At 65.2% G+C, this 14,983-nt stretch carries 9 protein-coding genes; 2 read left to right on the forward strand and 7 right to left on the reverse strand.

What is annotated here, in order from left to right:
- Window positions 1–101 precede the first annotated feature (101 nt).
- Window positions 102–635 carry a thermonuclease family protein gene (locus AC1RP5_RS11340; protein ID WP_493110745.1) on the forward strand — a complete coding sequence of 178 codons (534 nt, stop codon included), beginning with the start codon at window positions 102–104 and terminating at the stop codon, window positions 633–635.
- Window positions 636–654: 19 nt separating this feature from the next.
- Here the strand turns inward: AC1RP5_RS11340 and AC1RP5_RS11345 are convergent, their stop codons facing one another.
- The 4 genes from AC1RP5_RS11345 to AC1RP5_RS11360 form a co-directional block, all read right to left on the reverse strand.
- Window positions 655–3,603 (reverse strand): DUF4114 domain-containing protein, encoded by a 2,949-nt coding sequence (locus AC1RP5_RS11345; RefSeq protein WP_493110746.1) that lies wholly within the window; start codon window positions 3,601–3,603, stop codon window positions 655–657.
- Window positions 3,604–3,697: 94 nt separating this feature from the next.
- Complete coding sequence (locus AC1RP5_RS11350) at window positions 3,698–4,642, reverse strand: amidohydrolase family protein (protein WP_493110747.1); 945 nt, start codon at window positions 4,640–4,642, stop codon at window positions 3,698–3,700.
- Between the two features lie 12 nt (window positions 4,643–4,654).
- Window positions 4,655–5,626, reverse strand: coding sequence for a Bug family tripartite tricarboxylate transporter substrate binding protein (locus tag AC1RP5_RS11355; protein WP_493110748.1), 972 nt, complete (start codon window positions 5,624–5,626; stop codon window positions 4,655–4,657).
- Window positions 5,627–5,741: 115 nt separating this feature from the next.
- Window positions 5,742–5,984, reverse strand: coding sequence for a hypothetical protein (locus AC1RP5_RS11360; protein ID WP_493110749.1), 243 nt, complete (start codon window positions 5,982–5,984; stop codon window positions 5,742–5,744).
- Between the two features lie 98 nt (window positions 5,985–6,082).
- Between AC1RP5_RS11360 and AC1RP5_RS11365 the strand changes: the two genes are divergently transcribed.
- Window positions 6,083–7,498 (forward strand): DUF1254 domain-containing protein, encoded by a 1,416-nt coding sequence (locus tag AC1RP5_RS11365; RefSeq protein ID WP_493110750.1) that lies wholly within the window; start codon window positions 6,083–6,085, stop codon window positions 7,496–7,498.
- Between the two features lie 6 nt (window positions 7,499–7,504).
- Here AC1RP5_RS11365 and AC1RP5_RS11370 read toward each other — a convergent pair whose 3' ends face one another.
- The 3 genes from AC1RP5_RS11370 to AC1RP5_RS11380 all read right to left on the reverse strand — a co-directional run bounded on the left by AC1RP5_RS11370 (window position 7,505) and on the right by AC1RP5_RS11380 (window position 14,608).
- Window positions 7,505–7,936 (reverse strand): hypothetical protein, encoded by a 432-nt coding sequence (locus AC1RP5_RS11370; protein WP_493110751.1) that lies wholly within the window; start codon window positions 7,934–7,936, stop codon window positions 7,505–7,507.
- Between the two features lie 89 nt (window positions 7,937–8,025).
- The gene (locus AC1RP5_RS11375; RefSeq protein ID WP_493110752.1) at window positions 8,026–9,087 is read right to left on the reverse strand and encodes an SGNH/GDSL hydrolase family protein; all 1,062 of its coding nucleotides are present in this window, start codon (window positions 9,085–9,087) and stop codon (window positions 8,026–8,028) included.
- 157 nt (window positions 9,088–9,244) lie between these two features.
- Window positions 9,245–14,608, reverse strand: coding sequence for a hypothetical protein (locus AC1RP5_RS11380; RefSeq protein WP_493113348.1), 5,364 nt, complete (start codon window positions 14,606–14,608; stop codon window positions 9,245–9,247).
- Window positions 14,609–14,983 lie beyond the last annotated feature (375 nt).

The raw sequence follows: 14,983 nt of genomic DNA on the forward strand, positions 1-14,983 counted from the left end.
TCCCTTGTCGCAGAGACACTGCCAACGAACGAAATTCCGGTCAAACGGCCGCCGCCGATGGTATAAGCCATCGGCTTGGAAAACCCCGCAGGTCCACCTCGTTGAAAACCCTCACCCGGTCGCTCATCGCACTCGCAGCACTTGCGATCACCACGGGCGCCCTCGCCCAGTCCGCGGACGACGACACCGTGCTGCCGGCGGTGCCGAAGCCGCGCTTCACCGTCGTCGACGGCGACACGGTGAAGTTCGGCCCGCAGACCGTGCGCCTGTTCGGCATCGACGCACCTGAACGCAGCCAGACCTGCGACGACGGCCAGTGGCGCGCCGGCGCCCTTGCGCGCAAGGCACTCGAGGATTTCATCTCCGGCCGCCCGGTCAACTGCAAGCTGGTCGACACCGAACGCAAGAGCAACCCGCCGGTCGCGCAATGCTTCGCGGGCGAAGATGACCTGCAGGAAAAGATGGTTTCGGCCGGCTGGGCCTGGGCCCTGCCCAACAGCAAGGACCGCTACGTGCCCGAGGAGCGCGAGGCCGCCCAGCGCAAGCTCGGAGTGCACGGCCACAAGTGCGTCTCACCCGCCGAATGGCGCGCCATCCTCCGCCGCGAGGCACTCAGGAAAGAACAGGGCGGCTGAGGGGGCGATCGGCGGGTCGCTACACCAGCCACCCGTGACCGGACGCGCTCGTGAAGTCGAGCTGGACGACCAGGTCGTTGAAATCGTGATCGCCACCGCCCTTGGTGTCCTCCCAGCCCCAGGTGTTGAGGCCGTAGCTCCACAGGTGTCCCTGCCCGTCCGGGTTGGCCTGCGAGAAGGCGTAGTAGGTGTCGCCCCGGCTCATGTTCGAGAGCGCCATGGCGACGTGATCGCCGGCATCGACACCCTGGATCATCGCTTGCCCGTAATAGCCGTAGCCTGGGCCGCCAAGCAGCGTGCCGCCCGTCGTCAGTTGGTAGGCATTGGCCTGCGCGGCCGCGGCGTAACCCGCTTGGCCCGGCGCGATGCCGTTGATGGTGCCTGCCAGATCGTCGACCTTGTAGAAAGTGACCGCGAGCGAATCCTGACCGTTCTGGCGCAGGCGCACGACGGCCAATTGGTCGTCGGCGCCCAGCGCCGTCTCGGCCACCGCCACCGCGCGCGCCACCCGCACGACGCCGCTCTCGGTCATGAAGTCGGCAAAGCCGAAGGCGTTGCTCAAGGTCGCCTGGATGGCGGCGCCCGCCGCGCCGTTCACCGACACCGACAGGTCGTCGCCCGTCAGCGCGAGCGACTGCACGACCGCGCCTTGCCCGAACTTGTCGAACAGGCGCACGAGATCGGGGTCGAAATCCGACTGCAGTGACTGGCCGGCGAACTGGTTCGTCCAGGCGAAGGTCGCCGACGCGCCGCTCGTGAAGTCGAAGCCGCCGCTACCGAGATGGACATCGATCGCGGCGCCGCCGCCGGACATGGTCTGGAACAGCAGGACCTGGTTGGCGCCGCTGGTCCAGCCGCCACTGCCGTCGGTGTCGAGCATGTCGGGGCTGGAGCTGAAATACATCTGCGAATGGGCGATGGCGCTGAGCGTCCGTGCCAGCACCGTGGCGTTGGGCGAACCCAGGCCGGAGACGAGATCGTAGCCCGGCCCGGCATAGTAGCCGAAGCCGGTCGGTGTCACGTCCACGGTCTCCGCGTCGCCGCGCCGGTCGTAGCCGGTGACGCTGAGATAATCTCCACCCAGAAAGTACGAACCGATATTGTTGCCCATCGACACGTCGTTGAACGACGCTGGCGCGATGGCCGAGGCCGTGTAGAGCAGGTCGTGGGCGTAGCCGAGATCCGGCAGGCCCTGATCATCGAAGATCGTGTCGATCTGCACGATCAGCGAAGCCCATAGCGGCGCGGCAGCGCTGGTGCCGTAATAGAAGCCGCTGGTGAACGACATGTCGGCGTTGGCGAGCATGTAATAGGCGTTGCCGCCGGCATTGGCCGTCACGTCGGGCGCGCCACGGCCGACCTCGTGCAGCGGATCGCTCGTCGTCGGCGTGAGGCCGTAGGCCACCTGATAGCTCGGCGTCGGCTGGGTCGGATCGACGCCGCCGTTGGTCGCGGAGTTGACCGTGTAGCCGGCGGTGACCTGGTAGCCGTCGAGGCCGGCTGGCCCCTGGATGTATCTGGTCCGCTCGCTCGCCGGCACGACGTTGTAGTAATTCCAGGCCGCCTCGACGAAGAAGTCGCTGCCGACGAGATTGTTCGGGAGCTTGGACATGCCGCCGGCCACGAGCTGCCAGATCATTGCGAGATCGCCCGCCATCGCCGGCGCCAGCACCGTGTCGCGCAGCGTCAGGTCTTGCTCGGCCGCCACCAGCAGCGACAGCGAGCTGCCGCCGACCAGCAGGCTGTAGGGCTGCGTGCAGTTGTATTCGAGGTTGGTGAGGCCGTTGGCGATCTCCTCGCTCGCACCGCCGTCGCCCAGCGCCGTGACGGCGGTCTGGTTGGCCAGCACCGTGTCGACATAGAGCTCCTTGTAGGCTTTGTAGAACAGCGAGTCGGGATGCATGCTCTGTTCGTCGCCGAACGAGTCCGACCAGGCCGACACACGCTGCTCGTTCTCCGGAGGGAAGGTCGCGCTCTGGATGGCGGTGTAGGTCGTTCCCTGTCCCAGCCCGTTGCCGCCGGCGCCGTTGAACAGGACGATGTTGCTGTTGGGATTGACGCCTGCCACGACGCTGACGTCGAGCGAGCGCTCGGGAGCGCGGCCGTAAAAGTCGTCGTAGTTCTGCCCGGTGAGACCCTGGACGGACACCTCGCCGCTCCCGCTCGTCCCGATCGCCGTTCGGTAGTCGTTCACGAGTTCGTTGAATTCGCGCAGGCCCTCGCCGCTGGGCAGCGCCGCGCCGATCGCCGGCTCGAGCAATCCGACCGACTTGGTTTGCACCGCAGCCCCGTCGAGCGGGAAATTGTACTGCGCCCCCATGTCTTGCGGCGCGAGGTTGACCGACCGACCATCCCACGGGCGGCTGTTGCCGATGCTCTGCGCCCCCGACGGAAGCACGACCGGCGGCGTGACGTTGGTCATGTTCGTCGCGTTCGGTATCACCGAGGTGTCGACCCAGAGGCCGGCGAGATCGAGTTCGGTGGGCAGCGACAGTTGCCCGTCCCAGAAATAGATTCCGGCCGAGTCCGAGTATTTCAGGTTTGTATTGAACAGCGCCTGGAAGTCGGCCTGGCTTTCGATGGCGACCCAGATCGTGCGCGATTCGGCCGAGGTTACGTAGTTGCTGTTCTGGGCATCAAGGACGGTGAGGCCGAGTGTTCCGGTGACATAGGCCTTGGCGGTGTCGAATACCGTCGGATCGGTGCCGTAGGTCCGCCACAGCGTGTTGCTGGCGTTGAGATCGGCGATCTCCTTCTGGCGGCTGCCCCAATCGCCAGACAGCAGGTTGGTCGGATCGTTGGCGCGCTGCAGCACCAGGGCGACGGCAATACCCGGCGTGTCGGTGGTGGGCGCGAAGAGCCTTCCGTCGTCGAAACCGTAGGCGTTCGCGACGTCCGTCAGACTGGTGACGCGATAGCCGCTGAAATCGAGAAAGGACGAGTTATCGATCTGCTGATAGTCAGGCACCGAACACACCCCAAAGCGCCACTCCCGCAACATCGTAGGCGAGGCGCCCTACCCCGTCATGCCCGACAAATTGCAGCTGATGATGGCTCTGGCTTTACGGAATCCGGTAGAGCGCCCGCGCATTGTCGTGGAACAGCGCGCGGATCTCGACGCGCGGGCGATCGGCCACGGCCTTCTTGAAGGCGGAGAAGATCGTGTGGAAGGAAGCGCACAGGCCGTCGACCGGAAAGTTGCTGGCGAACAGGCACCGCTGCCAGCCGATGATGCCGATGGCGTCACGCACGATCTCGATATTCTCCTCGACCGGCCAGATGCCCGGCGGCACGCCGATGCCGGACACTTTCAGATGAACGTTGGACAGCGGCGCCACCAGCTCGAGCGCACGTCGCCATGCAGCGAGGCCTTCGGGCGAGCGGTCGGACGGCAGGGCCGAATGATTGATGGCGATCGGCGTGCCCGGATGATCGCGCGCGAGGTCGGCGATCTCGGGCAGGTACCAGAACGGCACCTGGACGTCGCAGACGAACCTGTGCCTCGCCAGATGCTCGAAGCCGCGCCGCCAGGCCGGATCGTCCATCGAGCCGGGCTGATTGCGCTGCGCATCGCGCGGATCCTCGCTTTGGCGCGGCTTGGTCCGTACGCCCCGCATGAAATCCTCGCGCGCATGCCCTGCCAGCACCTCGGCGACGTCGGGCTCCTGCAGCTCGGCCTGGCCCAATCCCACGCTCGGCAGCCCCTCCTGCTTGCGCAAGCCCGCGAGCCACGCCGTCTCCCCCAGCGGATTTCCCGGCCAGCCCACCTGCACGTGCACCGTGGCCACGACATTGTGGGCCGCGACGTTGCGCCGGTAATCCGGCGGCATGTAATCGCGCCGCAGCTTCGCCTTGTCGCCGTACCGGAACTGCTGCTGGCTGGGCTCCGTCAGGTTGGGATAGGGATTGCCCGTCGTCAGGTCCCAGAAATGCTGGTGCGCGTCGACGATCGGCACCTCGCGCAGGAAGGTGGTGAGATCGGGATCGCGCTCTTCGGTCGATGTCATGTCACTCCCTGCTCAGTCGATCTGCGCGCCGCTCTTGCGCACCGCGGGCGCCCATTTCTCCACCTCGGCCTTGAGGAACGCGCCGGTCTGGGACGGCGTCATCGGCCGCGTGCGGGCGCCGGCCTGCTCGATGCGCTCCTTCACGCCGAGATCGGCGAGCACCTTGTTGGTCGTTTCGTTGAGCTTGGCCACGATCGCGGCGGGCGTGCCCACGGGAGCCAGCAGGCAATTCCAGCCGAGCGCCTCGTAACCAGGGACGCCCTGCTCCGCGATGGTCGGCACATCGGGCAATTCCGGGCTCCGCTCCAAGCCGGTCACGGCGATCGCGCGCAGCTTGCCCGAGCGAATCTGCGGCAGGAGGCTGGGCGGACTGTCGAGCGTGAACTGGACCGATCCCGCGATCAGGTCGGCGATCGCCGGGCCGCTGCCACGATAAGGTACGTGGGTCATCTGCACGTTCGTCAGACTGCCCAGCAGTGACGTGCCGACATGGGGCACCGAGCCGTTGCCCGAACTCGCATAGTTGAGCGGGCGCTGACGGGCGAGCGCCACAAGCTCCTGGAAGGTCTTCACCGGCAGGTCCGTGTTCACGACCATGATGAACGCGTAATACGAAAGCATCGCGACCGGCGCGAAGCCGCCGATCAGGTCGTAGCCGGGCTTGCGGAACAGGGTCATGTTGATCGCCTGCGCCACGGTCGGCATGACCAGCGTGTAGCCGTCGGGCGCGGCCTGCCCCGCCGCCTCCATCCCGATGTTGCCACTGCCGCCGGATTTGTTGTCGATCACCACGGTCTGGCCAAGCTCGGTGCCCAATGCCGCGCCCACGATGCGCGCGATGATGTCGGTCGCGCCGCCCGGCGCATAGGGCACGATGACCCTGAGGGGCCGCGAAGGAAATGCCTGCGCGCGCACTGAAGGTGCGACGAACATCGAGGCACCCAAGGCAGGCGCGAACCCGATCAACCGGCGACGTGTTGTCATCCGTTGCTTCCTTCCCTTCAATGCTGGCCTTCTCGCAGCGGCATTTTTCGCCGTGCGGCCATCACCTTGTTGTTGGGAAGCACGCTACGCAGCGCAGGCTGCTTCGGCAATGCGCCTACTTTTCGTCGGGATCGTCTTCCGGCTCCCGGATCGCGATGGCATCCGCGAACCGTCTGGCGACGTCGTGCAGGCCTGCCTCCTCCGCCGCCCGCAAGCCTTCCCTGTTGGCGTCGGCCCGGAGAAAATCGTTCGGAGCGGCTGCGGCCAGCGCCTTTTCGATCAGGTCGATAGCCTCGCGGTACTTCTTCTGGCCGCGCAAGGCGGTCGAAACCTTGATGGCGTCCTGCAGGCTGCTCATGATCTCACCTTCTCCAATGCACGAATCCGGACCGTCGGAAACGCGCCAACCGGCTCATTGTTTCGTGTAGGCTCAACCGGAAGCTGGAGGACTGAGCGATGACCCGACTTGCAGCAGGTCTGAGCGTCGTAAGCGGCGCGCTCCTGATGATCTCGAACGTGCATGCGCAGTCCCCGTCGGTCGAGGATTTGCAGCGTCGAGCGGTCGAACGGCGCGCCACCGAGGCGATGATCTGGGGCATGCCGGCGGTGAATGCCGATCTGATGCTGCAGGAGATGTTCGCCAAGACGAGCGCGAAGCAGAACGACGTGCTCTTCTGGTCACGGCCGGCCGACCCGAAGAACCAGACGCTGACGCCCAATCCGGATTCGATCTACTTCATGTCGTTCTGGAACGTGAAGAACGGTCCGGTCGTGATCGACGTGCCGCCCGCCACCGGCGGCTCGATCGCGGGCAACATCGTCAACGCCTGGCAGATGCCGCTCGAGGATGCCGGGCCCGAAGGCGCCGACAAGGGCAAGGGTGGCAAGTATCTGATACTGCCGCCCGGCTACAAGGGCACGGTCCCGCAAGGCTACATCGTGCTGCGCTCCGACACTTTCACCGGGTTCGCGCTGCTGCGCTCTAACCTCGCCAGCCACGGCGACGCCGACGTTGCCAAGTCCGTGGCCTACGGCAAGCGGATCAAGGTCTATCCACTGACGCAGGCCGCCAACCCGCCGCCGACGCGCTTCGTCGATGCCGCCGGGACGCTGTTCGACTCGACGATCCGCTACGACGCAAGCTTCTATCGCAACCTCGACCGCATCGTGCAGACCGAGCCGTGGCTGGCGCGCGACAGAGCGATGATCGACCAGCTCAGGACGCTCGGTATCGAGAAGGGCAAGCCCTATCAGGCCGATGCGACGCGAGAGGCGGCGCTGAACTCCGGTGCGCGCGAGGCGCAGGCCCTGATGGAGCGGCGTTACGACGAGGGCTTCCCGCCGATGGTGCCGGGCAGCCGCTGGTTTCCGGCGGCGATGGTCGACGTGGTCAAGGCAGTCTCGGGCGGCTACGCCGACCCCGACGCCTATCCGGTCGATGCGCGTGGCGTCACCTACACGCTGGGCTTCACCGGCATCAAGCGCCTTGGCACCGCGCAGTTCTACCTGATGTCCAACAAGGACAAGGCCGGCAACGCGTTCGACGGAGCGAAGGCCTACAAGCTCGTCGTGCCCGCCAACGCGCCGGTGAAGCAGTATTGGTCGGTCACCGCCTACGACCGCGAGACGCATGCGCTGATCAAGGAGATGCCGCGCGCCAGCCTGGCGTCGATCACGTCGGGCGTACAGAAGAACGTCGACGGTTCGGTCGATGTCTATTTCGGCCCCAAGGCGCCCGCCGGCAAGGAGGCCAACTGGGTGCCGACCGATCCGAACCGCAAATTCGAACTGCTGTTCCGGCTCTACGGACCGCAGAAGCCGTTCTTCGACAAGGAGTGGAAGCTTCCCGACGTGGAGCGCTTCGAGGGCTGAGGCGCGCTACTTCCCGTTGGCATGACAGAAATCCGCCTTGTCGGAGGAACTGACCACCGTCTTTGCCTTGAAGTCGTAGGTCTCCGTGAAAGCCGGCTTCATCGCGGCGGCGCCCTTCTTCCAGAAGACCGTTCGCTCCAGCGTGGTGCCGTTCAGCGTATGGGAGGCGAAGGACTCGGTCACCGTACCGTCGGCCTCCTTCGAGGTCCCGAGCGTTACCGGTGTGCCGGCCTGCGAGAGCTTCGTCTTGATCGGGCCGCTGATGCCGTAGAGTTCGTTGCCGATCACCTGGTAGGAGGTTGCCTCCTTCATTGGCACGCCGCGATAGAGGAGATGGCAATCCAGCGACAGCGTCGGAGTTTGCGCACGCACGGGCGCCTGCGCCGCAACGGCCATTACCGAAACCAGGGCGATGCCGCCCCACACTCCCAGCTTCATCCGAACCTCCTGAAAACTTCGTCAGGAGTTAATCCGCGAGGCGCACGAAGGTTGCAGTGGGTGGGAAAACCGCTTCTGGCGCGAACCCGCTATTTGCTGGCGTGTCCGGTGGCGAGGTCTTTCCTGACGGCATCGGCGATGGCGGCGGCGATGCGTCGGTTACCGGCGGCGGAGACGTGGAAATTGAAGAAAAATTCGCCCTTCTCTGAACCTTTCACGGCACGGTCGATCGTGTCGTAGGTGTCGAGGGTCGCCATGCCCGCCTTGCTTGCGCAGGCGAGCACCTCGCGGGTCACGCGAATCTCGTCGACCACCCACTGCGGCCGCGGCTCCAGTCGCCACGCTGGCGGCGCATAGAGGCCGACCACGAGCGTGGGAATGCCGAGGTCCGACAAGCGCCGCATCAAGGGACAGGCGAGTGCCTCCCCTGCTCCCCATGGCAAGACGCGCACGCCGGCCGCCTGCCACTCATAAGGATCGCCCACGCGCCGCATGATGGTTTCGAACAGGGCGGACCAACCCAGGAGCGCACGCGTCACGCTCAGTCGCCAGGGGATCACCGCGTCCTGCGGAGCCGGAATGTTTCGCGCGACGAGTTTGCCGCCGGCGAGGTCGAAGTACGGCTTCTCCTTGCCCCACAGGCGGCGATACTCGGTGCGCCGCACGTCGTCGGCAATGAACCCTACGACGAGGAACGCCGGCTTGTATTTTGCCGCCTGCCGCTCGGTGTAAAGCACGATCTGGTCGAGGCCGTAGCCCTCCACTCCGCCGTTCAGCACCCTCTGCTTGAGATCGGCCTGCAACAACGCGGGCCAGGTTTCAGCGTCGGCGACCTCGGAGCCATAGGTGAACGAATCGCCCGTCACCAGGATCGGCGCACCGGTCGTCGAGGGCGAATCGCTTCCCGTCACGCGGAAGCCGTTGGCGTCGTGATTGACCTTGGTCGACCGGAAGTTCGGCCTCGAGACGAAACCCAGATCCGGATCGAAGGCGAACTGGGCCTGCATCTCGCCTTCGAAGAGAGCCTGCTGGTTCATCACGAAATTCGGCCAGCGCACCAGCCATTCGCTTCCCCGATTGAAACGGGTCACGATCTCCAGGCCGCCAAGGGCGATGACGACTGATACCGTCACTAAAACGACCCTGCCCACCCACTCCGCGGCAGGTGACAATCGGCGCTTCGCAGAGGCAGGTGGCATCAGTTCCCGCAGCCCCGTTGACGGTGGGGCCTTATTGCATTTCTGCGGGAATATTAGCGCAGAGCCTCGCGCGTCGCCAGATCGTTCACCCGACCGGCCCTGATCGTCTCTAGACGATCAGGAAGTCCGTGTGGTTCAGCGGTCCGTTCGGCAGCGACTGCATTGTTGCAATGACGACTGGCGCGGCGGCGCCGGAGCCGTCGGAGTCGTACATCACGTTGCCCGTGCTGCTGTCGAAGATGATGCGATCATTCGCGTCCAGAGCCGCGGGTCCGTTGACGAAGGCTGCCGCGGCAAGCGGGCCTTCGGCGCCGAGCTGCGTGAAGATGGCGTTGTCCAAGTTGATGTGATCCTGGCCGTGCGCGAAGTCGACGATCGTTGACACGTTGCCGGCACCGATCGCGGTGTCGAACACGAACACATCCCCGCCGCCATTGCCGGTCAGCCTGTTGAGGCCCGTCCCGCCGTTCAGGATGTCGGCACCCGCGCCGCCGATCAGGACATCGTCGCCGTCCCCGCCGATCAGCGTGTCGTTGCCGTCATTGCCGAACAGAGTGTCGTTGCCGCCGAGACCAGTCAGCGTATCGCCGGAAGCCCCTCCGCTGATCGTGTTGGAAAGCTCATTGCCGGTACCGGAGAAGGACCCGCTGCCGGTGAAGGATAGGTTGGTCGAACCGGCGTCGAGCGTGTAGCTCGCCGCGGAGGTCTCGACCGTTCCCGCGCCTGCAACGCGGACCAGGTCGATGCCCTTCGTGTCGAGCGCGGCGGTCTCGGTCGGCGTCAGCGTCGCGAGCGCGTCGGAAGTGTCGACGAGCTCGACATGATCGGCAGCGGTCAGCGTCACCGTGCCGAGAGCGCGATACTGCGCCAGCGACAGGGTCATCGCATCGTCCGTTGCATCGATCTTGTCGATCCCCTTGCCCGCGAGGGATGCGATGCCCGAGTCGGTGAGCGCATCGATGTGCGCGCCCGTATCGGCCAGGGTCACCACATCGGCACTCGTCAGCATGCCGGTGGCGACTCCGGAGGCCTGGGTCACCGTCAGCGACAGGAGATTGTCGGTGGCATCGATCTTGTCGACGCCCTTGGCGACCAGCGACTGGAAGTCCGGTGTCGAAAGGGCCGCGATATTCGCCCCGATGTCGCGCAGAGTGACGGTATCGTCCGGCGTGAGGACCATGCCATCCAGCGCATGGTACTGGGCGGCGGTGAGGACGAGGGCATCGTTCGTCGCGTCGAGCCGGTCGATGCCCTTGGCGGCCAGATCGCCGATCTGCGCCGGCGTCAATTCACCCAGGCGGCCTCCCGCGTCGGCCAGCACGACGGTGTCGCTGGCGGCGAACGTCAACGTGCTCAGTGCCAGGGCCTGCGCCCTGTTCAGCAGGATCGAATCGTCGGTCGCATCGAGCCGGTCGATGCCCTTGGTCGCAAAGGCCATGAGCTGGGCCGCCGTGAGGGCCGCGATCTCCGCGCCGGTGCCGGTCACCGTGACGACGTCCGCCGGCGTGAGGCTGACCGCGCCCAGGGCCTGCGCCTGCGCGATCGACAGTGCGAGCGTGTTGTTGGTCGAATCGAGCCGGTCGATGCCCCTGCCCGCCAGGCCCGCGATGTCGGTCGCAGACAGCCCAGCCAGCGTCGTGGTGGCATCCGTCAGCGTCACCACATCGCCGCTGTTCAGGGTCACCGCGCCCAACGCCTGCAGTTTCGCCAGCGAAAGAGAAAAGACATTGTCCGTCGCGTTGATCGTGTCGACGCCCTTGCCGGCCAGCGCCATGAGCTGAGCCAGCGTCAGGGTCGCGAGATTGGCGCCGGTATCCGCAAGGATGACCGTATCCTCGGTGGTCAGGGTGACGGTGCTCAGCGCCTGATACTGCGCCACCGAGAAGGTCAGCGAACCGTTCGAACTGTCGATCTTGTCGATGCCCTTGCCCGCCAGCCCCGCGATCGTGGCCGCCGTCATGGCGCCCAGGACGGTGCTGGTGTCGGTGAGCGTGATCACGTCGGCAAGCGTCAGCACGCCCGCGGGCAATCCCGCCAACCTCGAAGCGCTGAGGGAGAGGACATTGTCGGTGGCGTCGATCTTGTCGATGCCCTTGCCGACCAGTGCCTGGAAGTCGGCTAGCGACAGGGCGCCGATATTGGCCCCGGTGTCGCGCATGAACACGAAATCGTCGGCCGCGAGGGAGATATTGCCCAATGCGCCGTACTGGGCGGTCGTCAGGACCAGCGAATCGTTGGTCGAGTCGATCTGGTCGAAGCCCTTGCTCGAGAGCGAGGCAATCTCGGCTGCTGTCAGTTCGTTCAGGCGCCCACCGGCATCCGCCAGCACGGCATGATCGTCCGCCGCCAGCTTGATGGCTCCCATGGCCAGGAATTGCGCCCGGCTCAGGGAAATCGAATCGTCGGAAGCGTCCAGCCTGTCGACGCCGCGGCTTGCCAGGTTCGCGATCTGCACCGAGGTGAGCGCCGCGATCTCCGCGCCGGTCCCGACGACCGTCACGACGTCCGAAGCCGTCAGGTTGGCCGCCCCCAGCGCCTGCGCGACCGACAGGGTCAGGGCGTTGTCGGTGGCGTCGAGCCTGTCGACATAGTTTGCCGCCAGCGCCGCGATCTCGGCCGGTGACAAGCTGCCCAGGTTGGCGCCGGTGTCGGCCAGGACCACCGTGTCCTGCGCCGTGAGACCGATCGAACCGGCGATTGCGCGATACTGCTCTACACTCAGAGACAGCGCGTTGCTGCTCGAGTTGATCTTGTCGACACCGGAAGCCGCCGCTGCGGTCAGTTCCGCCGCAGTCAGGGTCGCGAGGTTGATGCCGGTATCGGTAAGAGTGACCACGTCGCCCGCCGCCACGACGATCGACCCGAGAGCGCGGACCTGCGCCACGGTGAGCGCCAGCACGTCGTCCGTGGCGTCGAGCACGTCGATCTTGCCCGCCATGTCGGTGAGCTGCGCCGGCGTGTAGACCTTGAGATGCGCATTCGTGTCGGCCAGCGTCACCGCGAGGCTGCTCGCGACCGAGGTGAACTTGGCGAACTGGGCCGCGTTCATCCGCACCGAGCCCGTGCCGCTGAGGTTCAGGCTCTCGACGCTGGTCAGGGTCGGGAATACCGCCGCCGCGAAATCGACGGCGCCATTCGCCACCACATTAAGCGTGTCGGTGCCGGTCGAGAGCGAGAAGTTGCCGATGCGGAGGAACTGGTCGGCGTTCACGGTCAGCGTATCGTTGCCGGCCCCGCCCAATGCCTGAAGGCTCTCGACACCCGCCAGGACGGGGGCACCGCCTGCTGAAATATCCACCGCGCCATCGACCTTCAGCTTGATCGCGTCGGTCCCCGCGCCGCCGTCGATCATAGCGAAAGAAGCGAACTGGGCGGCCGTCATGGTGACGGTGTCAGCCCCGGCGCTGCCGACGAAGGCCTCCACACTGGTCACGCTGGACTGCGTGAGATCGAGCGTCGTCGTATCGTACAGCCCCAGCGTATCGTTGCCATTGCCGCCATCGATGACGTAGCCGACCACCGTGCCACCGATATTGATGCGGTCGTTGCCATCACCGCCCAGCAGCGTCTTTACGCCGGTCCCGACAGCGGCCACGTTCAACGTGTCGTTGCCGTCGCCACCGGATGCCGTGCTGGTGCCGTTGGCGGCGAGCAGCAACGTGTCATCGCCGGCATTGCCGTTGAGCTGGTCGTTGCCGCCCCCGCCGCTCAGCGTGTCGTTGTATTGCGTGCCGGAAACCTTGTCGCCGTTCACCGATCCGGTCAGGGTGAGCGCGCCTGCCATTCCATCGGCAAAGGCGAAGACAGAGTGCGATCCGGTGACGCGGGTCGACAGATCGAGGGTACCGCCCGCACCCGACAGCGTCAGGAAAAACTGGCTGTTCGCGTTCTGGCTGTCGGTGATCGTGCTGAAAGCCGCGAATTGCGCGACGGTTCCGGCCATGCCGTCAGGTGCATCGAGAATTTCGACATTGCTGAAGACGATGCTGCCCAGTGAAGCACCACCGCTCACCACCCGAACCGTGTCGATGCCGGCGCCGCCATCGACGGTGCCGCTCGCCGGCAGCCCATACTGGGGGTAGTGCGTGAGGCCGATGAAGTCGTTCCCATCGCCACCCGAGATGCTGTCGACTCCGCCGTTGCTGTAGATCGTATCGTCGCCGCTGCCACCGTCGAGCACGTCGGAGCCTTCCGCTCCGTTGAGCACGTCGTTGCCGGCGCCGCCTCTCAGGGTATCGTTGCCCGCTCCGCCACTGATCGTGTCATTGCCATCGCCGCCGTCGATCGTGTCGTTGTTGACCGAGCCGTGGAGATAGTCGCCATTGGCTGTACCCGTCAGGACGATGGCGCTCGTGAGACTCCCCGCCTCCACAGAGACCGAATGTGCGCCCGTTACCCGGGTCGAAAGGTCGAGAGTACCGCCGGCGCCTCTCAGATTCAGAGCGAGCTGGATGTTCGCATCGCTGCTTTGGGTGATGCTGCTGAAGGCCGTGAGTTGCGCGATTGTGCCTGAGATGCTGTTCGATATGTCCAGAATTTCGACAGTACTGAAGGCAACATCGCCAAGGTCGTTGTTGTTGGCCACGACGGTATCGATGCCCGCCCCGCCATCGATTGTGCCGCTCGCGAAATACCCGAACCGGGGCAAATGATCGATTTTGATGAGGTCGTTGCCCTCGCCGCCGGTGATCGTGTCGTTGCCACTGCCACCGTAGATCGTGTCATCGCCCGCGCCGCCGTCCAGGATATCGTCACCGCCGCCGCCCTGGATCGTATCGTTGCCGCCTGCCCCGTAAATCGTGTCGTTATAGGACGCGCCATTCAACAGATCGCCGTTGTCCGTGCCGGTCACGACGGCCGCGCCCGTCATGTCGTTAGTATAGACGGCGACGGAATGAGTGCCCGTCACGCGCGTCGACAGATCGAGCGTGCCGGCCTCACCTTTCAGGCCGATCTGGATCTGGCTGTTCGCATTTGAACTCTGGGTTATCGTGCTGAAGGCGCCGATTTGGGCGATGGTGCCGTTGATCATTCCGGCCGTGTCGAGAATTTCGACATTACTGAAGCTGACAGTGCCGAAGCCGGCCGCTTCCACCTTGACGGTATCCGTGCCGGCACCGCCGTCGACCGTGCCACTTGCGAAAAAACCGAACGAGGGAGCATGTGTGATCGAAATGGTGTCGTTGCCATCACCGGCAATGATCGTGTCGTTACCGCCGCCGCCATCGATATCGTCGTTGCCGTCGCCACCGTCCAGCACATCGTCGCCATAGCTGCCGCGCAGCCTGTCGTCGCCTGCGCCGCCCTTCAGGAAATCGTCGCCCACGCTGCCGTCGATGATGTCATTGCCATCTCCGCCGTCGATCGTGTCGCCGTAATTCGATCCCGAGATGCTGTCGGCATAGGCGGTGCCTGTCAGGGTGAGGCCACCCGTCATTCCAGTAACGGTGACCGAGAGGGAGTGATCACCCATGCGCGTCGAGAGATCGAGTGTGCCGGCCGGACCTCCCAGGAAAAAGGTAATGGTGCTGTCGCTCGACGTGGTGGAGGAGATGATGGAGCCGAACGAATTCAACTGGTCGACGGTGGCGTTTACGATCCTGTCAATCGTGTCGAGAGTTTCGACGTTAGTGAAAGTGACAGTGCCGAGTCCGCTTGGGCCCGTCTGGACTATGTCGATGCCATCGCCGCCGTCGACGGTGCCGCTCGCGAAGCGACTATTAAAGGGATCGTGATTCACAAGGATGCGATCGTCGCCATCCCCGGCGGTAACCGTGTCGAAACCGCCTCCCGTATCGATCTTGTCGTCACCATTGCCACCGTCGATGACGTCGTCGCCAAACCCGCC

The organism is Reyranella sp. GW821-FHT12G01 (assembly GCF_058806575.1).

What these genes read in the sequence shown, in the direction of transcription:
- AC1RP5_RS11350 (WP_493110747.1), bottom strand. Translation starts at nt 4,642, where the DNA reads ATGACATCGACCGAAGAGCGCGATCCCGATCTCACCACCTTCCTGCGC.
- AC1RP5_RS11355 (WP_493110748.1), bottom strand. Translation starts at nt 5,626, where the DNA reads ATGACAACACGTCGCCGGTTGATCGGGTTCGCGCCTGCCTTGGGTGCC.
- AC1RP5_RS11360 (WP_493110749.1), bottom strand. Translation starts at nt 5,984, where the DNA reads ATGAGCAGCCTGCAGGACGCCATCAAGGTTTCGACCGCCTTGCGCGGC.
- AC1RP5_RS11365 (WP_493110750.1), top strand. Translation starts at nt 6,083, where the DNA reads ATGACCCGACTTGCAGCAGGTCTGAGCGTCGTAAGCGGCGCGCTCCTG.
- AC1RP5_RS11370 (WP_493110751.1), bottom strand. Translation starts at nt 7,936, where the DNA reads ATGAAGCTGGGAGTGTGGGGCGGCATCGCCCTGGTTTCGGTAATGGCC.
- AC1RP5_RS11380 (WP_493113348.1), bottom strand. Translation starts at nt 14,608, where the DNA reads ATGGGTGATCACTCCCTCTCGGTCACCGTTACTGGAATGACGGGTGGC.